Annotated in this window: 16 protein-coding genes; 8 read left to right on the top strand and 8 right to left on the bottom strand. The window is 69.6% G+C overall.

From position 1 onward, the window contains the following. Positions 1-123 precede the first annotated feature (123 nt). On the top strand, positions 124-2,487 hold the full coding sequence (locus K2F54_RS08435; RefSeq protein ID WP_220605426.1) for an FdhF/YdeP family oxidoreductase: 2,364 nt from the start codon (positions 124-126) through the stop codon (positions 2,485-2,487). A gap of 38 nt (positions 2,488-2,525) precedes the next feature. Here K2F54_RS08435 and K2F54_RS08430 read toward each other — a convergent pair whose 3' ends face one another. The 5 genes from K2F54_RS08430 to fdhA all read right to left on the bottom strand — a co-directional run bounded on the left by K2F54_RS08430 (position 2,526) and on the right by fdhA (position 6,972). Next, the gene (locus K2F54_RS08430; RefSeq protein ID WP_220605425.1) at positions 2,526-2,837 is read right to left on the bottom strand and encodes a DUF6457 domain-containing protein; all 312 of its coding nucleotides are present in this window, start codon (positions 2,835-2,837) and stop codon (positions 2,526-2,528) included. Positions 2,838-2,849: 12 nt separating this feature from the next. Then, positions 2,850-3,452, bottom strand: coding sequence for an NADPH-dependent FMN reductase (locus K2F54_RS08425; protein ID WP_220605424.1), 603 nt, complete (start codon positions 3,450-3,452; stop codon positions 2,850-2,852). A gap of 131 nt (positions 3,453-3,583) precedes the next feature. Next, on the bottom strand, positions 3,584-4,771 hold the full coding sequence (locus tag K2F54_RS08420) for a molybdopterin molybdotransferase MoeA (RefSeq protein WP_220605423.1): 1,188 nt from the start codon (positions 4,769-4,771) through the stop codon (positions 3,584-3,586). Positions 4,772-4,861: 90 nt separating this feature from the next. Then, positions 4,862-5,614, bottom strand: coding sequence for a molybdenum cofactor guanylyltransferase (gene mobA, locus K2F54_RS08415; RefSeq protein ID WP_220605422.1), 753 nt, complete (start codon positions 5,612-5,614; stop codon positions 4,862-4,864). 140 nt (positions 5,615-5,754) lie between these two features. Further along, a complete protein-coding gene (gene fdhA, locus K2F54_RS08410; RefSeq protein WP_220605421.1) occupies positions 5,755-6,972 on the bottom strand; it encodes a formaldehyde dehydrogenase, glutathione-independent in 1,218 nt (405 codons plus the stop codon). Between the two features lie 279 nt (positions 6,973-7,251). On the opposite strand from fdhA, the gene K2F54_RS08405 reads away from it, so the two are divergent. From K2F54_RS08405 to K2F54_RS08380, 6 genes are all read left to right on the top strand, one after another. Beyond that, positions 7,252-8,373, top strand: coding sequence for an AI-2E family transporter (locus K2F54_RS08405; RefSeq protein ID WP_220605420.1), 1,122 nt, complete (start codon positions 7,252-7,254; stop codon positions 8,371-8,373). Positions 8,374-8,606: 233 nt separating this feature from the next. Next, positions 8,607-9,464, top strand: coding sequence for a class II fructose-bisphosphate aldolase (locus K2F54_RS08400; protein ID WP_220605419.1), 858 nt, complete (start codon positions 8,607-8,609; stop codon positions 9,462-9,464). Between the two features lies 1 nt (position 9,465). Then, positions 9,466-10,329 carry an HAD-IA family hydrolase gene (locus K2F54_RS08395; RefSeq protein WP_220605418.1) on the top strand — a complete coding sequence of 288 codons (864 nt, stop codon included), beginning with the start codon at positions 9,466-9,468 and terminating at the stop codon, positions 10,327-10,329. After that, a complete protein-coding gene (gene dhaL, locus K2F54_RS08390) occupies positions 10,326-10,991 on the top strand; it encodes a dihydroxyacetone kinase subunit DhaL (protein ID WP_220605417.1) in 666 nt (221 codons plus the stop codon). The genes K2F54_RS08395 and dhaL overlap by 4 nt, the downstream gene beginning before the upstream one ends. A 126-nt stretch (positions 10,992-11,117) precedes the next feature. Next, a complete protein-coding gene (gene dhaK, locus K2F54_RS08385; protein ID WP_220605416.1) occupies positions 11,118-12,113 on the top strand; it encodes a dihydroxyacetone kinase subunit DhaK in 996 nt (331 codons plus the stop codon). Between the two features lie 66 nt (positions 12,114-12,179). After that, positions 12,180-12,857, top strand: a complete 678-nt coding sequence (locus K2F54_RS08380) for a maleylpyruvate isomerase N-terminal domain-containing protein (protein WP_220605415.1) — start codon at positions 12,180-12,182, stop codon at positions 12,855-12,857. Positions 12,858-12,964: 107 nt separating this feature from the next. Here the strand turns inward: K2F54_RS08380 and K2F54_RS08375 are convergent, their stop codons facing one another. Beyond that, positions 12,965-18,553 (bottom strand): DUF4011 domain-containing protein, encoded by a 5,589-nt coding sequence (locus K2F54_RS08375; protein ID WP_220605414.1) that lies wholly within the window; start codon positions 18,551-18,553, stop codon positions 12,965-12,967. A gap of 270 nt (positions 18,554-18,823) precedes the next feature. On the opposite strand from K2F54_RS08375, the gene rpsO reads away from it, so the two are divergent. Continuing rightward, positions 18,824-19,093, top strand: coding sequence for a 30S ribosomal protein S15 (gene rpsO / locus K2F54_RS08370; RefSeq protein ID WP_066594293.1), 270 nt, complete (start codon positions 18,824-18,826; stop codon positions 19,091-19,093). A gap of 95 nt (positions 19,094-19,188) precedes the next feature. On the opposite strand, the gene K2F54_RS08365 is transcribed toward rpsO, so the two are convergent. After that, the gene (locus K2F54_RS08365) at positions 19,189-19,803 is read right to left on the bottom strand and encodes a hypothetical protein (protein ID WP_220605413.1); all 615 of its coding nucleotides are present in this window, start codon (positions 19,801-19,803) and stop codon (positions 19,189-19,191) included. Continuing rightward, the gene (locus K2F54_RS08360) at positions 19,800-20,111 is read right to left on the bottom strand and encodes a hypothetical protein (protein ID WP_220605412.1); all 312 of its coding nucleotides are present in this window, start codon (positions 20,109-20,111) and stop codon (positions 19,800-19,802) included. Before K2F54_RS08360 ends, K2F54_RS08365 begins: the two co-directional genes overlap by 4 nt. Between the last annotated feature and the right edge of the window lie 32 nt (positions 20,112-20,143).

The following is a 20,143-nucleotide window of genomic DNA, read 5'->3' as shown; positions in this document are numbered from 1 at the left end:
GCCCTGAACGTTGCCTGGTCCTTGCCGTGGGCAGCGGATGCTGATAGCTCTGAGAGGGTAACTCCAGTGTTTCCGGGGGCCGGTGCGTCAGCGCCGGACTCCCACTGCGAAGGGATGCCCACGATGACGCCCAAGAAGCCCACCACCAACCCGGCGGAGCACAACGCCAGTCCGGTGCACCTGGATGACACCGATGAGGTCGGTGAATCCTCGCTCGAGGTCGGCTCTCCGAAATCCTGGGCCGCTGGGCTCCCGGGGGTGCTGCACTCCACCATCCCGGCCCTCGAAGGGATGGGGTTCAGCCGCACCCGCAAGACCCTGCTGGCGATGAACCAGAAGGACGGCTTCGACTGCATGAGTTGCGCCTGGCCGGACCCCACCCACCGCAAGACCTTCGAATTCTGCGAGAACGGCGCCAAGGCGGTCACCTGGGAGGCCACGCCCATCACCATCGGCAGGGAATTCTGGGCCGAGCATCCGCTGAGCGACCTGCAGGAACGCACCGATTACTGGCTGGGCATGCAGGGCCGTCTCACCGAACCCGTCTACAAGGCCGCCGGAGACGACTACTACCGTCCGGTGAGCTGGGCGGATGCGTTCCGGGTGATCGCAGACAAGCTCAACTCCCTGGACTCACCCGACCAGGCCGCCTTCTACACCAGCGGCCGCACCTCCAACGAGGCCGCGTTCGCGTACCAACTGTTCGTGCGTGCCTACGGCACCAACAACCTGCCGGACTGCTCCAATATGTGCCACGAATCGTCGGGATGGGCGATGGGGCAGACCATCGGCATCGGCAAGGCCACCATCACCTACGACGACTTCGGCCAGGCCGACCTCATCATCGTGATGGGACAGAACCCGGGCACCAACCACCCGCGGATGCTGACGGCCCTGGAAGAGGCCAAGGAGAACGGTGCCGAGATCGTCGCGGTCAATCCCATGCCGGAGGCCGGACTGAAGCGGTACAAGAACCCACAGCGGGTGAAGGGCATCGTCGGGCGAGGCACGGACATGGCCGACCAGTTCCTGCAGATCCGGCTGGGGGGCGACATGGCGCTGCTGCAGGCGGTGTCCAAGCGGGTGCTCGCCGCCGAGGCCGCGAACCCGGGTACCGTTCTCGATCACGACTTCCTGGCCGAGCACTGCCACGGGTTGGAGGAACTCAGCGCGCACCTGGCTCAGGTCGATGAGGCAGCCGTGCGCGCCGCGACCGGGCTGAGCGCCGTCGAGATCGATGAGCTGGCCGAGCGTTACCTCCGCGCGGAGAAGGTGATCATCACCTGGGCGATGGGGCTGACCCAGCAGAAGAAGGGGGTGGCCACCATCAAGGAGATCATCAACCTACTGCTCTTGCGCGGCAACATCGGCAAGCCGGGCGCCGGCGCCTCGCCGATCCGGGGCCACAGCAACGTGCAGGGCGACCGCACCATGGGCATCTGGGAACAAATGCCGCCGGCGTTCCTCGACTCCCTGCAGCGGGAGTTCGGCTTCGATCCGCCCCGGGAACACGGGCTCGATTCGGTGCAGACCATCGAGGGGCTGCGGGATGGCCGGGTCAGGTTCTTCATGGCCATGGGCGGCAACCTGGTGTCGGCGATCAGCGACACCCAGGCCGCAGAGGCCGCGATGCGCGGTGCCGAGATGACGGTGCAGGTGTCCACCAAGCTCAACCGTTCACACGTGGTTGTGGGCGATGAGGCGCTGATCCTGCCGACCATGGGCCGCACCGAGATCGACCGGCAGGCCACCGGGGTGCAGTTCGTGTCGGTGGAGGACACCGTCTGCGCGGTGCATCCGTCCTGGGGCACGGTACCGCCGGTCGCGCCAGGTCTGCTCTCGGAGGTCGCCATCGTGAGTCGCCTGGCGCGAACCGTGCTCGGTACAGACGTGGACGTGGACTGGGCTGGTTTCGAGCGCAACTACGACCTGATCAGGGAACACATTTCGCATGTTGTGGCCGGATGCGCGGACTACAACACCAGCATCCGCCTGGACGGCGGGTTCCTGCTGCCGAACGGGCCGAGGGACTCCCGCACCTTCCCGACACCCACCGGCAAGGCCATGCTCACGGTCAACGACCTCGAGTACCTGGACCGACCGGAGGGCACGCTGATCCTGCAGACGCTGCGCTCGCACGATCAGTTCAACACCACCATCTACGGACACGACGACAGGTACCGCGGCATCAAGAAGGGCCGGCACGTGGTGTTCGTGAACCCCAACGACCTCGTCGAGCTCGGCCTGGCCGACGAGCAGCTGGTGGATGTGCACGGGGTGTACGACGACGGCGTCGAGCGGGTGCTGCGCGGGTTCCGGGCCGTGTCCTACCCCACCGCGCGGGGCTGTGCGGCGGCGTACTACCCGGAAGCGAACGTGCTTGTACCTCTCGACCACGTCGCGGAGGGCAGCAATACGCCGGTGTCGAAGGCGGTGATCGTGCGGTTGGAGCCGGCGCGCACGGTCGAGGCGGTGCTGACCACGTAAGGGGGCCGGCGCTGCACCGACGGCTACTGCACCGACGGCTACTGGGCGGTGTTCGCCCACCCGTCGTCGATGCCGCCGTCACCGGTCTTCCGGGTGGCCTGCCTGGCCACGCCGACGGCGCGCTGAACGGCGTCTGTGGTGGCCGGTTTGCCGGAGGTGCTCGTCATACCGGCCGCGTATCCCACCAGGAAGGTGCTGATCGGTCCGCCGGCCGGACCCACGGCTCGGGTGGTCTCGGCGGCCAGGCCGAGCAGCAACGGGTAGTCGACCTCGAGGTCGAGAATCTGCAGCGCCTGGGTCAGACGTCGGCTCAGGTCGTCGAGCCGGCCGGTGTCGTTTGCGGGGTTCATGGGTCTCCTGCGTCACTTTCTCGAACTGGGGTCCTCGTCACCGATGTGTCCAGGTGCGTTCGCGGTGAGCACCCGCTGCACGAAAGCCGAATATTCCTCCATGTAGTGGCGAAGGAATGACCGGGTGCCCTCATCGGTGACCTCGCCGTTGGGACCGTAGGCGGCAGCGTCAAAGCTGATGTAAGCCTCTGGCGAGTTCAGCTGAGGCGCATCGAGGAAGCTCAGGACGCTGCGCATCGACGACTGCATGACGGCGGTGCCGATGCCGCCCGGAGACGCGCCGATGATGCCGGTGGGCTTGCGCGCGAAGGAGTTGGTGCCCCACGGCCTGGACCCCCAGTCGATCGCGTTCTTCAGTGCGCCGGGGATTGAGCGATTGTATTCCGGGGAGACGAAGAGGATTCCGTCCGACGAGTCGATGGCCGCCTTGAGAGTGCGGCCGGCCGGCGGGAAGTCCGTGTCGAAGTCCGGGTTGTACAGGGGCAGGTTCCTGATCGGGATCTCGGTGAATTCGAGTTCCTCAGGGGCGAGAGCGATCAGTGCCGTGGCCAGGGTGCGGTTGATGGAGGTACTGCTCAGGCTGCCGACGAAGTAGCCGATTGTGAAGGTCGCCATGTCTGTCTTCTTTCCCGAATATGTCGACAGGGAATCTGACCTTCACGCAGCGGACCCACGGCCTCGATCTCTGTCGATCCCCTTCGGTTTAGCACGCCGACCCGGTCACCGACAAGGGTGTGGCACACCGGCTACCAGGGCAGCGGAACCGTGGCGACGGGTTCGGGGGAGCACGCCCCGCCGGCCGGCACCACGGCAACACCGTCGGCCTCGGCGAGCCCGCGCAACATGCCGGAACCCTGACGTGCCGTTGGCACCGCGCCCTCGTCCGTGAGCCGGTACGCCACCAACCGGGTCGACCCGCTGAGGTTGGCGACGTCGTGTGCGAGGGTCACCCGGCCCAGCGGCACCAGCGGGCGGCCGAGCATCCCGTCGATCAGCGGAATACCCAGGCTGGCCAGCACGAGCATCGCGGCCAGCGGGTTGCCGGGCAGGCAGAGCATCAGGCGGCCGTCGATGAGGCGGGCGAGCATCACGGGGTGCCCGGGGCGCATCCGCACACCATCGATGAGCACGGTGGCGCCGAGCGCGTTGAGCGAGGCGCGCAGGTGGTCGGCCGGGCCGCGGGCACTGCCGCCGGTGCTGATCACCAGCGCGGCGGTGCTCGACCGGATGGCGTCGATGGTCTGCTCGAGGTCATCGGGCAGCCGCCGCAGCGCGCTCAGCCGCACGCCCAAACCGCTGAGCAGGGCCGGAAACTCGGGGGAGTACGCGTCACGCACCTGGCCGGGGCCGGGAATGCCGGACTCGATCACCTCGGTGCCCAGCAGCACCAGCTCCACGGTCGGCGGTGCCGTCACGGTGAGGGTGTCGTGGCCCGTCACCGCCGCCAGAGCAACCCGCGGGGCCGTGAGCAGGCAGCCGGGCTCGAGCATCCGTTCGTCGAGTCCGCACTCCTCGCCGCGGGCGCGCACGTGCTCGCCGGGCGCCGGCTCGTGCGCCCCGGTGTGCGCCGCGCGGATGAGCGTGGGCACGGTGCCGGCGGCAGACACCAGCTCACCGTTCTCAGAGCGCAGGATGCCGTGGGTGCCGGCGGGCACGCAGGCGCCGGTGGCGATGGGCCGCGCGGTCCCCGGCGCGAGGATCGCCGTCGTCGGAGTGTCGCCGGCCAGGATCGGTTCGCCGAGCAGCCACGGCTCGTCGCCGCTGACGGCCCAGCCGTCCATGGCCGAGGACGCGAAGCTCGGCAGGGCGGTCAGCGAGTGCACCGCGCCGGCAAGGGTGCGTCCCACGGCGTCCGTGAGCGGCACGATCTCGGTGGTGCGAGGCATCTCCGCGCCGAGCCGATGCACCGTGGCTCTGGCCTCCGACCACTCCATCAGAGGGCCGATCGGCCGGTGTGGATCATGGGCATAGCGGACTCCTCGAGGATCGTCGACGACGGTGTCGTCTGAGTCAAGGCTAGCCAGTCACCGCTCGTGCTGCGGGGTGCCCAGCGGTGCGGAGGGAGGGGGAAGGACAATGCCGAGCCTCGCCGCGTCGGCCGGGGTGTCGACGTCGTCGGCCAGGGCGTCGGGCAGGCGCAATTCCACGAGGTTGAGCGGGCCGATCAGGCTCATCACCGAGAGGTTGTCCGCCGCACGCAGCAGCGCGGAGGAGTGCAGAGCCGCACGCCGGTAGACGGCGAGCAGCGGCTGGCGCCGGCCGCCGGCATCCACACTGATCAGGCCGTCGATGGTTCGGTGGGCCGCGGCGCCGGCCTGCGCGGCGGTCAGAAGCCTGTCGAGTTCGGCCAACAGGTATGGCACGGCCTCGTCCGCTCGCACCAGGTCGCCGGCGAGGACGACGACCCAGTCCGCTCCCGCCGAACCTGTGCCCGCTGAACCTGCGCCAGGGGAGACGTCCCCGGATTCGCGGGCCAGGGCGTCGAGGCCGGCCACCATCGCCGCGGCCGGGCCGCCCCAGCGAGGCTGCTCGACCGCGCGCACCACGTCAGCGGGGAGGTTCGCGTCGGATCCGACCACGCAGGTGCGCCGAGAGCCGGTGCTCGCGGCCACCACGCCGTCGAGCAGGCTGCGGCCCCGCCAGACCAGGGCGGTCTTGTCGATGCCGCCCAGCCGCTTGGCCCTGCCGCCGGCGACGATGATCGCATCCCAGCGCAGGCCGGAGCCGCCTCTCCGTTCAGCCTCGGATGGCGTGGAGGGGGTGTCTGTGCGGGGCATCGGGGCCGGTCCTTTTGCTCGGAGCCGCGGGCATGCGACCAGATCAGGCTACCCGCGCCCGGCGCGACAAACCGGGACCGGGCCGCGTGATGCCGCCCGATCCCGGTCGCTGCCTACAGGCTAGCCAGGTCTGAATTCACTCAGTCCTTGAGGTAGCCGTTCGGGTTGAGCACGTACTTCGTCGCCGCACCGGCGTCGAACTCGGCGTACCCGCGCGGGGCATCCTCGAGGCTGATCGGCTGTGCGTGCACGGCCTTGGCGATCTGCACCTTGTCGTGCAGGATCGCCATCATCAGCTGCCGGTTGTACTTCATCACCGGGCACTGCCCGGTGGTGAACGACAGCGACTTGGCCCAGCCGGTGCCCAGGCTGATCGAGAGCGATCCGACCTTGGCCTCCTCCGTGGAGGCGCCCGGGTCGCCCGTGACGTAGAGCCCGGGAATTCCGAGCGCTCCACCGGCCGCGGTCACCTTCATCAGCGAGTTCAGCACGGTGGCCGGCTTCTCCTTGCCGGCGTCCTTTCCGTGGCCGTGCGCCTCGAATCCGACGGCGTCCACCGCCGCATCCACCTCGGGCACACCGAGGATCTGTTCGATCTGATCCTGCGGCTCACCCTTGGTGAGGTCCACGGTCTCGCAGCCGAAGCTGCGGGCCTGCTCGAGCCGCTCCGGGTTGAGGTCGCCGACGATCACGACGGCCGCTCCGAGTAGCTGTGCCGAGACCGCCGCCGCGAGGCCCACCGGGCCGGCGCCGGCGATGTAGGCCGTGGAGCCCACGCCGATCCCCGCCGTGAAGGCACCATGGAATCCGGTCGGGAAGATGTCCGACAGCATGGTGAGGTCGAGGATCTTCTCCAGGGCCTGCTCCCGGTCGGGGAACTTCAGCAGGTTCCAGTCCGCGTACGGCACCAGCACGTACTGCGACTGCCCGCCGACCCAACCCCCCATGTCGACATAGCCGTATGCGCTACCCGGACGGTCAGGGTTGACGTTCAGGCAGACGCCCGTCTTGCGCTCCTTACAGTTGCGACAGCGACCGCAGGAGATGTTGAACGGGACGGACACGATGTCGCCGACCTTGATGAATTCGACGTCGCGGCCGACCTCCACGACCTCACCGGTGATCTCGTGGCCGAGCACCAGACCGGTCGGGGCGGTCGTGCGGCCGCGCACCATGTGTTGGTCCGAGCCGCAGATGTTGGTGGTGATGGTTCTCAGGATGACACCGTGCTGAACCTGCCGGCCGACATTCGCCGGGTTCACGCCGGGTCCGTCCTTCAGCTCGAAGGTGGGGTAATCGATGTCGATAACGTCGACCTTGCCCGGTCCCTCGTAAGCAACTGCCCTGTTTCCTGCCATTTTGTATCCTCCTTGATACCTGTCCTGACACCTGAACCGGTCGGTTCGCGCTTGTGGCGCACGGCATCCTCTGTGGTGCTTCTCGGTGGTTCGTTCTCGGCAACAGACCGCGCCGGAACACCCTCCACTGCACTCCACGACGCTGGGAATTTCACGGGTGTCGCAGAGTGAAAACCTGTGTATTGTATGAACGTCGAGGGCAAAAATTCGCTTCGTTCTCACCACGATCTCTGCGCGTTATACCCGGATCTGCCCCGAATCCTTGTTTAGGGTGGTGACATGCGAATTCCCGACAACTCCGGCGCCCGTCAGGCCGTTCCCCAGACATCCGCCCCGACGACGCTGCGCACCCTGCTGACCGACAAGCTGGGCTGGCTCGGACTGCGGAGCGCACAGATTCTGTTGGCGCTCGCGCTGGTGGCCGTGATCGTGTTCATCCTCGTGCAGGTGAAGCTCGTGGTGATCCCGGTGTTGATCGCCATCATCCTCGCGTCCGCACTGAGCCCGGTCGTCGGATGGCTGCGCCGCCGTGGCCTGTCGCCCATCGTGGCGACCTGGGTCACCCTCCTCACCGCCATCATCGTCTTCGGTGGCATTGTGACCCTCATCGTGGTCGCCGTGGAGAATCAGTGGAGCGAGCTGGCCACGAGCGCCTCCGACGGTATCGACCAGCTGTTCACCTACCTCACCGAGGGTCCGCTGGCCATCGACGCCACCCAGCTCGAGGACTTCCGCGACCAGGGCGTCGAGTTCCTCACCAGCAGCCAGTTCGGTTCGGGCGCCCTCGCGGGAGCCGCGGCGGCCGGCGAATTCTTCACCGGTCTCGTGCTGGTCATCGTGATCCTGTTCTTCTTCCTCAAGGACGGCGACGTCATCTGGAAGTTCTTCCTCAGCCCGTTCCGCGGGGAGCGCCTGCAGCGCGGCCGTCGCATCGGCACCACCTCGGTGCGCGTGCTCGGCGGCTACGTGCGGGGCACGGCCATCGTGGCGTTCGTCGACGCCGCGGCGATCGGCATCGGCCTCGCCATCCTCGGTGTGCCGCTGGCGCTGCCGCTGGCCGTCATCGTCTTCCTCGCGTCGTTCATCCCGCTGATCGGTGCGACAGTGGCCGGCATCCTGGCTGCGCTCGTCGCCCTGGTCGCGAACGGTCTCGTCGTGGCGCTGATCGTCGTCGGCATCGTGGTGCTGGTGAACCAGCTGGAGGGCAACTTCCTGCAGCCCGTGGTGATGGCCCAGTCACTCAAACTGCACCCGCTGGTCATCCTCGTCGCCCTGACCGCCGGTACCGTTCTGGCCGGCATCATCGGTGCGGTGCTCGCCGTGCCCATCGCCGCCGTCGGCTGGGCCATCGTGAAGACCTGGAACGAGCCGGGGCTCAGCAAACAACCCGCGCTGGCTTAGCTGGCGCCCGCGCCACCGTGCCCCACCCTCGCAGCGCAGGGTGGTGCTCGTAGCGGGGGATAACTCGCGCATTACCCTGCGCCGCGAGCACACAGGTGTGCTGCGAGCGTGGAGGTGCGCCGTGAGAGCGATGGCGCGCTGCCCGCTGCCCTTGCCGCATTGCGCGCTGCCCATTGCCCGTTGCCCGGTTGACGCCTACAGTCCCCAGCAACACGCGAGGAAGCGAGGCGCACATGGCCGTGAGCACTCTCAAGGAGATCGTCGATCGTGCGTTCGCCGAGAAATACGGCGTTCCCGCGATCAACATCGTCAACGACCTGACAATGGAGGCGGTCCTCGCCGGGGCGGTCGAAGCGCGCTCGCCGGTGATCGTGCAGACGTCGGTGAAGACCGTCAAGTCGATCGGGTCAGACGTTCTGTTCGCGATGTGGTCGGCGATGACCGCCGGCATCGAGGTGCCGGTGGCGCTGCACCTGGACCACTGCCCCGACCGGGACGTGATCACGGAGTGCCTCGAGCGGGGCTGGAACTCGGTGCTCTTCGACGCATCCACCCTGCCGGTGGAGGAGAACCAGCGCCAGACCATCGAGGTGGTGCGGCAGGCCCGCAGCTTCGGCGCCCACGTGGAGGGCGAGATCGAGTCCATCACCGGTGTGGAAGACGGCGTCGGCAGTGACACCGAGGCCGCCAGACAGAGCCTGGAGGTGTCACTCAGGTTTATCGAGGCCACCGGTGTGGATGTGTTCGCGCCGTCGATCGGTAACGCGCACGGCGTCTACAAGCGGGAACCGGTGCTCGACTTCCAGCGGGTGAGCGACCTCGTCGCCGCCCACCCCATCCCCATCGCCCTGCACGGCGGCAGTGGCATGACCGACGCCCAGTTCACCGATCTGATCAGTCGCGGCTGCGCCAAGGTGAACATCTCCACGGCGCTCAAGATCACCTACATGAAATCCAACCTGTCCTTCCTCACGGATGCGCAGGCCCGCGACAAGTGGGACCCGCCGTCGCTGTTCGCCAAGGTGCGCACCGACATCGTCAACCTCACCACTGGGCTGGCCGAGCAGTTCGGCAGCGCGGGGAAGGCCTGAGATGCCGGCGTTGATCTTCGACTGCGACGGGGTGCTCGCCGACACCGAACGGGACGGCCACCTACCGGCGTTCAACCAGACCTTCGACGAGTTCGGGGTGCCCGTGCACTGGAGCGACGCCGACTACGCCGAGAAGGTGAAGATCGGCGGCGGTAAGGAACGGATGACCAGCATCCTCACCCCCGAACTGGCCCTGGAGCTCGGTCTGCCAAGCGATCCGGCCGGCTGGGCCGACACCATCCGGGCCTGGCACGCCCGCAAGACCGCGATCTACACCGAACGGGTGGCCGCCGGCGTCCTGCCGGGCCGGCCGGGTATCCGCCGGCTCACCGAGGAGGCCGCCCGCGCCGGCTGGACCCTCGCCGTGGCGTCGACCTCCGCCGACGCGTCGGTGCGGGCAGTGCTCACGCATGCCGTGGGAGCCGAGCTGGCGGAACGCTTCCGGGTGTTCGCCGGCGATATCGTGCCGGCCAAGAAACCCGCCCCCGATATCTACCTGCATGCCCTCAGGGAACTGGGTGCGACCCCCGCAGAGACCCTCGTGATCGAGGACAGCGCCAATGGACTGCAGGCGGCGCTCGCCGCGGGTCTGACCACGGTGGTGACGGTGAGCAGTTACACCGCCGAAGAGGACTTCGCCGGCGCCGCCCTCGTGGTCTCCTCCCTGGGGGAGGCGACCGGCCCCGCCGCCGAGGTGCTGCGCGACCCGCTGGGAATACGCCCGAGGGGGTACGTGCGCCTGAGCGATCTGGCCGCGATCCTTCTGGCGGCACCCGGCGCATCCGCCAGCACGGCGCAGACAGAAGCGGCCCAGACAGAAGGCGCCCAGACAGCCGCCGCCCAGACAGAGAGTGAGACCCCATGACCAGCCTGGCCGACACCGAATTCGTGGTGCACAGCATCGCCTCGACCTGCGTGGACAACGAGAAAGAGTTCGGTGACCTCGACGCTGTCGTCGGCGATGGCGACTTCGGCTACTCACTCGCCCGCGGGTTCGAGATCGTGCTCGCGGACTGGGACGAATACGACCGGTCCAGCCCGAGTGCGTTCCTGCAGAAGGTGGGCAGGGTGATCTCCGGGCGTATCGGGGGCACCTCCGGGCCGCTCTGGGGAACAGCGTTCCTGCGCGCGTCCATGGCCGTCAAGGGCAAGGACGAGGTGACCGGCAGGGACGCCCTCGACATGCTGCGCAACGCCATCGACGGCATCAAGACCCGCGGCCACTCCGATCTGGGCGACAAGACCCTGCTCGACGCCCTCGTTCCCGTGGCGGCGGCGTTGGAGAGCGACCTGGCGGCCGGTACCGACGCGCCCACCACCCTGCGGCACCTGGCCGGGGTAGCCAGGCGGAGCGCAGACGAAACCTCGATGTTGCAGGCCCGACGCGGCCGCGCCAGTTACACGGGGGAGCGCAGCATCGGCTCGCCGGACCCCGGCGCGGTGGCGGTCGCGGTGATCCTGGAACGGCTCAGCGCCGAGTGGGCCGACCGGGTCGAGACCGAGCGGCCGTCCAGCCACACCGACTGACCGAACCGACTGACCGAACTGACTGACTCGCGCACCGACTGACCGCACTGACTGCTTGACCTCAGCACTGCCAGCAACTCAGCACCGCCAGCACCGCCACCGCCAGCACCGCCCAGAGAGGGAGCCATGAAGAAATTCGTCAACGATCCGAAGCAGTACGTCCCCGAGATGCTCAAGGGCATCGCCCTGGCCAACCCGGACACGCTGAAGTACGTGCCCGCTTACAACCTGATCATGCGCGCCGACAGCCCCAGCCCCGACCGGGTGTCGATCATCCAGGGATCCGGCTCGGGGCACGAGCCGGCGCACGTGATGACGGTCGGCAGGGGCATGCTCGACGCCGCCTGCCCCGGTGACGTGTTCGCCGCACCGCCGATGGACTACGTCTACGAGACCACCAAACTGCTGGCCTCGCCCAAAGGGGTGCTGCTGCTGGTGAACAACTACACCGGCGACCGGATGGCCTTCGAAATGGCGCAGGAACTCAGCGCCGCCGACGGTGTGAACGTGAAGACCCTGTTCATCGACGATGACGTCGCCGTGCAGGACTCCACCTACACGGTGGGCCGGCGCGGGGTGGCCGGTAACTTCTTCGTGATGAAGGCCGTCGGCGCAGCCGCCGAGCAGGGCGCTGACCTGGACGAACTGGTGCGCATCGGCGAGAAGGTCGACAGCGTCACCCGCACCATGGGTATCGCCCTCACCTCCTGCACGCCACCCGCGAAGGGCTCACCGCTGTTCGAGCTCGGCGACGACGAGATCGAGGTGGGCGTTGGCATCCACGGTGAACCCGGCCGGCGCCGCGCCAAGCTGACCAGCGCCAACGAGATGACCGACGAGATGCTGGATGCCGTCGTCAACGACCTGCCATACGTGGCCGGTGACCGGGTGGCGCTGATGATCAACGGGCTGGGCGGTACCCCGATCAGCGAGCTGTACATCCTGTTCGGGCGGGCGCACGAGCGGCTCACCGAGCTGGGCATCACGGTGGGACGCAGCTATGTGGGCGAGTACTGCACCTCGCTCGACATGGCCGGGGCGTCGCTGACGCTGGTGCGGCTCGACGACGAGATCGAGGCGTTGCTGGGGGCGCCGGCCGAGATCGCCGCACGGGTGTTCTGACCCTGGCGGCGAGAGGAAACGGGGCCGCCCTGTACCCGGGGAGCACGGTGCCGCTACTCTGGCGGCATGAGTGAGACTCCGCGGAACTGGACAGACATCGTGGTCGCTTTCGACGCGGCCACCAGGTGGTTCGTGTCGGTGACCGCCGGCATTGCCGAGCGTGCCACCGACGAGCCGGCCGGCTGGAACGAGGTGGGCCTGGGCGAATGGAGTGTGCGGGACCTCATCGGGCACACCAGTCGCGCGCTCTCCACCGTCGAGACCTACCTCGACCTGGCCGCCGAGAAGGATGCCGCCGGCAGTGCCGCCCCGGTGGAGGTCACCTCCCCGGCCGCGTACTTCGCTCGAGCGCTCGCCGCCGGCACCCCGGAGATCATCGCCCAGCGCGGACGGGAGACCGCCGCCACCCTGGGCGCCCAGCCGGCGGCCGCCGTCGCCGCGATCGCCGCCCGGGTGCTGGCCCGGGTGGCCACGCTGAGCGGTACCGAACCGGCGGACACCCCGGCGGGGCGCATCCGGATTGCCGAGTACCTGCCGTCGCGCACGGTGGAACTCACCGTGCACACCAGCGACCTGCTGCAGAGCCAGGGCGTGCCGGCCGCCGAGCAGACCGTGCCGGCGGCCGCCGCGGCCGCGACCCTGCACGTGCTCGCCGACCTGGCCGTGCACCAGGGGGTGGCCGCGCCGCTGCTGCGCGCCGCCACCGGCCGGGCGCCGCTCGCCGCGGGGTTCACCGTGCTCTGAGCTGCGCTGTTGTCGCGGCACGTGGTGTTCCCGGCGGCACGCGTTGTGCCCGGCGGCCCAGGTTGGAACACGTGCCGCCGGGACGAACGCGTGCCGCGAGCGTGCAGCTAGGCCAGCGCGGCCGCCTCGTGCGCCTGGCGGGCGGCATCCAGGGCGTTCAGCCGCTCGGCGAGGCGGTCGAGCACGGCGTCCCGGTCGCCCAGCCACTCCGGCATCCACACCCGTTCCACCGCCGGCCAGCCCATCAGCCGGGAGAGCACCTCGACCGGCAACCCGTCCCGGTCGGAGACCGTGCGGCGGGCGGCCCAGGTGGGACCGTCGAGCAGTATGGCCATCACCGGATGCGTGGGCGCCCCGATGGTCGCCACGCTCAGGTCCACCCGGAAGTCGGAGAGTCCCACATCCGTGTGTACCGCGAAGCCGCGCTCGCGCAGGGACTCGGCGATCTCCTCCCGGTGCCGGTCCAGCGCGCCGGACTGCCGCAGCGGGCTGGCCAGCCCGTCGGAGCCGCCGGCGGCGAGGTCGAGGTAGGCGCGCAGGTCCTTCACCCCGGCGGAGATGGTCTCCTCCGCACGCAGGTCGGCGGGCGCGAAACTGCTGAACACGATCACCTGGCGCCTGGCCCGGGTGATCGCCACGTTCAGGCGGCGCTCGCCGCCCGGCAGGTTGAGCGGACCGAAGTTCAACGGCAGCCGGCCGGAGGCATCCGCGCTGAACGCGGTGGAGAACAGGATGGTGTCGCGTTCGTCACCCTGCACGTTCTCGAGGTTCTTCACGAACAGGCCGTCACTGTCGCTCTCCAACGCACTCACGATGCGGTGATCGCCGCTGTCGCGCAGGCTTCCCTCGATGAGGGCCCGCTGCTGCACGTTGAAGGTGATCACACCGATCGAGGGCACGCCGTCCGGGTCGGCGGCGAAGCGGGCCACGATCTCGGCCACGATGGCCTCGGCCTCGACCGGGTTGGTGCGCAGGTTCTTACCCTTTCCGCTGCGCAGGAACGAGCCGTCGACCCGGCGAAGGCTCACACCGTAGCCCGCGACGCCGGCGGCGGCATCCGCACCGGCACTGTCAGTCAAGCCGGCACTGCCAGTCGAGCCGACACTGCCAGCAGAACCGTCGGTGACCCCGCCGTGATGCGGCGCCGGGAACGACGACAACCGGTCGCGGTAGTACGCCCGGTTGCTGAACGCGATCAACGACTCGTCCTGGCTGCGGTAGTGCCACGACAACCACTTGCTGGGCACCTGCGCCTGCACGCACTCCGACAGGATCGACTCCTCGTCGCGCACGAACTCGAGGGTGTCGCCGTCGTCGTCGCCGGAGCCGATCGCGGACTCGGCGAACGAGGTGGGCGGCATCTGCTTGCTGTCGCCGACGACCACCACCGACCGGGCCCGACCCATGGCACCGACGGCATCGGACACCCGCACCTGCGAGGCCTCGTCGAAGACCACGATGTCGAACAGGTCGGCCTGGGCGGGGAAGAACCGCGCCACCGACTCCGGGCTCATCAGCATGCACGGCAGGATGTCGGTGATCAGGTCGCCGAATTCGTGCATCAGCTCGCGCACCCCCATGCCGCCGCGCTGCCGGTCGAGCTGACGCTTGAGCAGGCCCAGTCTGGCCGTGCTGGCGGCATCCGTCTCAGCCGTGGCATCAGCCACAGCACCTGCCGTGGCGCCGATGGTGCGCCGACGCAGCACGCTGTACGGGATGAAGGTGGGCAGGTGCCTGCGCACCGCGCCCGAGGAGGTGGTGAAGCGGGTGATCGACCGGTTCTGCGCGGCCGGGTCGAACTGGTCCAGGGTGGTGGCCTGACCGCGTTCGGCGACGGATGCGATGGCCAGGCCCTTCTCGAACGCCAGCCCGGCGTCGTCGGCGTCGACCTCGCCGCGGAGGATCGCGGCGTGCGCGGCCGTGAGCCCGAGCCGGCTGAGCGGCTGCAGGTGTTCGAGCAGCGCCACCCACCGCACCAGGGTGGGCAGGCCGGGGGCCTGCGCGTCGCGTTCGTCGGCGCCGCGGCTCCACACCGACACCAGTCCGCCGTCTGCGGCCCAGGCGGTGACGGCGGCCGGCCCGGCCCCGGTGGCGGTGAGCACGGCCTGCAGCGCGAGCAGGGCACGCTCGAGTGCGGCGGCCAGGGCGGCATCGGGCCTGGCCGGGCTTGCCGGGTTCTCCGGCTCCAGGTACTCGCGCAGCGCGGCCACGAAATCGGCGCCGAGCTCCCGGTGGTCCGGCGCCACGACGCCACCTGCCCAGCGCAGCCAGGCCAGACGGCCGACCAGCAGGTCGCGGCCGGTCTGCGGGGTGTCTCCGGCGAGCGGGTTCCAGTCGTCGTCGATGCTCACGCCGTCCACGGCACGCACCGTGGCTCGCAGGGCCAGCAGTTCGGCGTGGCTGTCGGCGAGCTGACCGGTGACGGTGGAGAGCGCGCCGAGGGGCAGCTTCGCGCCTGGACGCAGGTCGCCGGTGAGGCGGGCGAGCACGGCCTTCCGGCGGCCGCGCCGACCGAAGAAGCCCGACGCATCCGCCGCCTGGGCGTCACGGTGCAGGGCCGCGGCGTCGAGCCGCAGGGCGCCGGGGGTGAGCACGGTCAGTGCCGGGTGGGCGCCCTGGCTGAAGGCCGTCGTGGCCTGTTCGGCGGCGGCAGCGGCGGCGACCCAGGCAGGGGTGCGGGTGCCGTCGAGCGTCGCCAGGGGTACCCGATCGGCGGCGGCGAGACGACCGAGGGTGACGAACTCGGTGGGGCTGGCCACGGTGGCGACCACCGCGGCGGCGGGGTCGGTGTTCGTCCCGGCGGTGTTCGTCCCGTCGGTGCGGGGTAGGGCCGCCAGCGCCTCGTCGAGCGCGGCGGCGGCCCTGGCCACCTGGGCCGGGTCCAGTGGGGTGGCCGGCGGGGCGGTCACGAATGCCCACGGATGCTGCGGCCGCGGCCGCACCGGATCGGTCACGTCTGGCAGGTCCCGCAGCATCCGTCGCAGCTCGGCCAGCTCGTCGGCCGTGATGCGCGCGGGCAGGTCGGCCGGCACGGGCAGCGCCCGCACGTCGTCGTCGGCGGTGAGCTGCGCGGTGCGGGCGGAGTAGAACGACAGGCCGGCGTTGTTCTCCTCGTGCAGCCGGTCGGTGTACCTGGCCAGGCCGCGCCTGGCGGTGCCGAGCACGTCGAGGTCGTTCTTCAGGCCCTGGCCGTCCACGGTCACCTCGTGTTCGAGGGCCTGCCGGATCTGGGCTCGCACGGCCGCCGGCTTGCTGGCCTTGTCGTGCAGGTCGAGGGCGAACGGGCCCATGCCCACCTCGTTCAGGCGGGCCTGCACCACCTGCAGGGCGGCGCGTTTCTCGGCGACGAAGAGCACCTTCTTGCCCTCGTAGACGGCACGGGTGAGCAGATTGGTGATGGTCTGCGACTTGCCCGTGCCCGGAGGGCCCTCGAGAACGAAGGTGCGTTCAGCGATGGCTTCGGCCACGGCGGCGAGCTGCGACGAGTCGCCGGGAACGGGGCACTCGGCGCCGAGAGCGTCGAGGTCGACGGCGTGCGGCAGCGGCACCGGGTCGACGAACGGCTGGGTTGGGGTGTGCACGAGGTGGTTGACCAGGGAGTTCTGCGCCAGGGTCTGCCAGTTCTCGTCGAGGTCCTTCCAAAGCCGGAACTTCGCGAACTGCAGAATGGACAGGTCGAGGGTCTCCTCCACCCGGAACGGCAGGCCGGCGGTCAGCAGGGCTTCCCTGGTGGCGCGGAACGCGGCGGCCAGATCGATGCCGGCGGCATCCTCCGCCGGAGTGGCCAGGCCAGGGATGGTGAGGCCGTGCAGCTGGCGCAGCTTCTCGAGCAGGCAGTAGTTGGGGGTGGAGGCGCCGGCCTCGTCGAGCCGCACCCGGTAGTCGCCGCCTCGGCCGGCCGGTTCGAGTACCACGGGCACGAGCACCAGCGGGCTGCGCAGCTCCCGGTCGTTCACGGTCCAGACCAGCGACCCGAACGCCAGGTAGAGGTTGTTCGCGCCGGTCTCCTGCACCACGGTGCGCGCCTTGTAGGCCAGCGCCCGCAGCCTGGTGGCGTATGCGGCATCGGTGACGTCGGCGTACACGGCGTGCTTGTCGTTGAGCACGGCCGTGAGCTGGTCGACGGGCAGGTCCCGGCCGAATCGGGTGCCGCGCTCCTTGTCCGTCGTGCTCATCCGGTCCGCGGGCAGCAACGAAAGGCCGGTACCGTCGGTGACGAGGTCCTCCACGCCGGCCAGCTGCTGGTCGGGCACGGTCATCGCGAGGGCACCGCGTTCGGTGAAGTTGATCAGCCGGTTGCGCAGGCTGAGGTCGAGCAGCGCATTCTTCCACTGGCTGATGCGCGGTGGGGTGGCCAGCTCGGCGGCCGCTGCGGGGGCCGAGGTCGCGGTGGTGGCACCGGGCGGGGTTCCGGCGGGAGTCGTATCCGTCGTACCGGGGGCGGTTGCCGAGGTGGCGGCCGGTTCGCCGGGCCGGTACTCGGTGACGATCACGGTGCCGTCCGCGGCCACGGTGCGGGCCGGCAACGGCCGAATGTGGGTGCGGCGCGCCTGCACCACATCGACGACGCCGATCACGGTGCCGAGGTCGGCGAGCCACTGCAGGTAGGGGGAGCGCTGTGCCTGCGCGAAGCTGACCGGAGTGCCGGCGTGCCGGTCGGTGACCGCGGTGGTCTCGAGGAGGCGGATCAGGTCGAGGTCGATGAGGTTGATCACCTCGGCGACATCGGTGAGCGCGGGGGCATTGAGGGTCTCCTCCTCGCGCCAGTAGCCGAGGAACGCGTGCCCGGCGACGACCCAGAGCAACGGATGCAGCCCGGCCCGTTCGAGGGCGGCCGCCAGGACGACCACGGTGTCGAGGCAGGTGCCCACGCCGCCGGTGGGCAGCGGGCCGGACGGTGAGCCTGCCGTGAGGTTTGCCGTGGTGTCTGCCGCGATGGGCGCGTCGCTCTCTGGGGCCTCGTCCGCGCCGGCGGCCGGCTGCGTGCTGCCGAGCACCTCGCCGGGGGTGCGCACCTTCTGGCCCTCGTCGGCCCAACTGGCCGGTGGGGTGGCATAACGGATACCGCGGGCCCGCATGGCGTCGAACACGGCCTCGACCACCTGGTCGACCCGCTCGGGCCCGTGGCCGTAGCCCGGCATCGCCGCCGAACCGGTTCGCGCTTCGAGCAGCTCCGCGGCCTCGCCCAGCAGGGCAGGGATCTCCGGGTGGTTCGGCAGCACGTGCGCGGAGAGCATCTCCAGCGCGAGCTCCACGGGCTGGGCGATCCACTGCTGGGCGGCGAGCAGCTGGATGGGCGTTGCGGCCTCGGCCAGAACGGTGCCGCCGACCAGCAGGCTGGCGCGGATCTCCGCCGGGCGCTGTTCCTCGATGAGCAGCATCGCGGCGGGGTCGACGGTGAGGGAGACATCCGTGAAGGTGGCGGGGCGTTCGGCGGCGAGGTCGACGAGCAGGTCGCGTGCGCTGCCGACGGTGTCGCCGGCGCTGACCACCTCGAGCCGCAGCACGGCTTCGCGCAGGGCAGGGCCGCGGTTGTCGACGCCCACCCGGCCGACCACGTTGATGCGGTTGTAGGCGAGGGCGTAGCTGAGCACGGGCGTCGCCGAGAGCGACAGGGTGATATCACCGGATGTCGGAGTGCTCGCCGGCGAGGTGGTCACGGGGGAGGCGCTCTGGTTCACGCTGTTCGATGCCATCGGGAGTGCTCCTCGTGTCGTGCGGCTGGTGCTCGTGCTGATGCTGTGCATCCCCCACGCGGGGGAGGACTATTCAATCATCGGCGAGTGTGAGCGCGGGCTCGCCCAACCCGCGCTTGATGTGGTGGTTCGCGCGGGGAGGAACCCGCATCCGGCGGGGGAGGGTCAACTCTGCTAAGCTCTTGAGGTTGCCGTTCAACGGCCGCGGATAAAGAGAGCTCAGGCATTCTGCCCCGAGCACCGCGCAGTGAGAGAAAGGGGATCCCATCTATGGCACTCGAAGCTAATGCTAAGAAGGCGATCATCGAAAAGTACGCTACCCACCCGGGCGACACGGGTTCCCCCGAAGTCCAGATTGCAATGCTTACGCAGCGCATTCTCGACCTCACGGAGCACCTCAAAGAGCACAAGCACGACCACCACTCGCGTCGTGGCCTGCTCCTCCTGGTTGGTCAGCGTCGCCGTCTGCTCGGCTACCTGTCCGACGTGGACATCAACCGTTACCGCTCGCTCATCGAGCGTCTCGGCCTGCGCCGCTAGGTAGTAGCCGAATGGTTCGCTGATAACGCGATCTTCTTCGAAACGGGCCGTCACCCTCGGGTGGCGGCCCGTTTTGTGTGCCCGGATGCCGCGGGTCAGACCGGCTCCGCCGGCGCATCGAGCTCCCGGGTGTAGTAGCCCCACGGGAAGGTCGTCTCGCGCACCAGGCTCCAGCCGTCGGCCTCGAGGTGCCGCCGGGCGGCATTGCCAGGGGTCCAGAGCAGTCGGCGGTGCTCCCACTGCCGGTCGGAGGCCTCCAGCACGTGGAACAGGGTGCCGAAATCCACCACGTGCCAGCCGCGGCGGCCCTCGGCGGCCAGCAGGGCCATCTCGTCGAACGCGGTGACCGGGCTCAGCACCTTGCGGGCAGGCTGCCCGGCGTCTGCCGAGCGCGCCGGCGCCGGCTGGCTGGTGCTGGAGAACCGCTGCTGAGCGGCCTGCCGGCTCACGCCGAGGAGTTTGCCCAGGGTGTCCCAGCTGTGCCCAGCGGCGCGGGCGCCGTTGATCGAGTCCCGCAGGATCCGACTGGTTTCCTCCGCGGCCGTCCGGCTGGCACTGACCAGGCGGAGGTAGGCATCCGGGTCGCGCTCGAGATCGGCACGCAGGCCGGCCGGGGCGCCGAGCACGGCCTCGGCCACGGCGTCCCGCACCGCGGTGGCCTCTGCGGTGGTGAGCAGGGTCGGGATGCGTCCCTCGGGCTGAACCGTCATCGCTCGGTGGTCTGGCTGCGGCTGGTCGGGGCGGCCACACCGGTGTCTGAGGCGGCACGGAGGGGCTCGAGCGCGTCGAGGGCCGCCGCGTCGCGCATGCGGGCCAGCCGGTACCGGCCGATTTCGACCCAGAGCACCGCGGCGAGCAGCAACGCGGCGAGTATGCCGGTGAAGAAACCGAAAACACCGTCGGCCAGGTCGTCGTCGACCAGTGCGGCGGCGGCGGAGAAGCCGGCGATGGCGAGTACGGCACCGATGACGGCGGCGGCGTACCAGCGTGGACGTGGGAACTCGGTCGTGGTCTTCATGTGTCAAGAATGTCTTGACGAGCACCCTGATG

It is taken from the genome of Cryobacterium inferilacus (assembly GCF_019599185.1).
GTDB classification, from domain to species: domain Bacteria; phylum Actinomycetota; class Actinomycetes; order Actinomycetales; family Microbacteriaceae; genus Cryobacterium; species Cryobacterium inferilacus.
The sequence above is the reverse complement of the archived record's forward strand: the minus strand, read 5'-3'. Positions and strand labels throughout refer to the sequence as shown.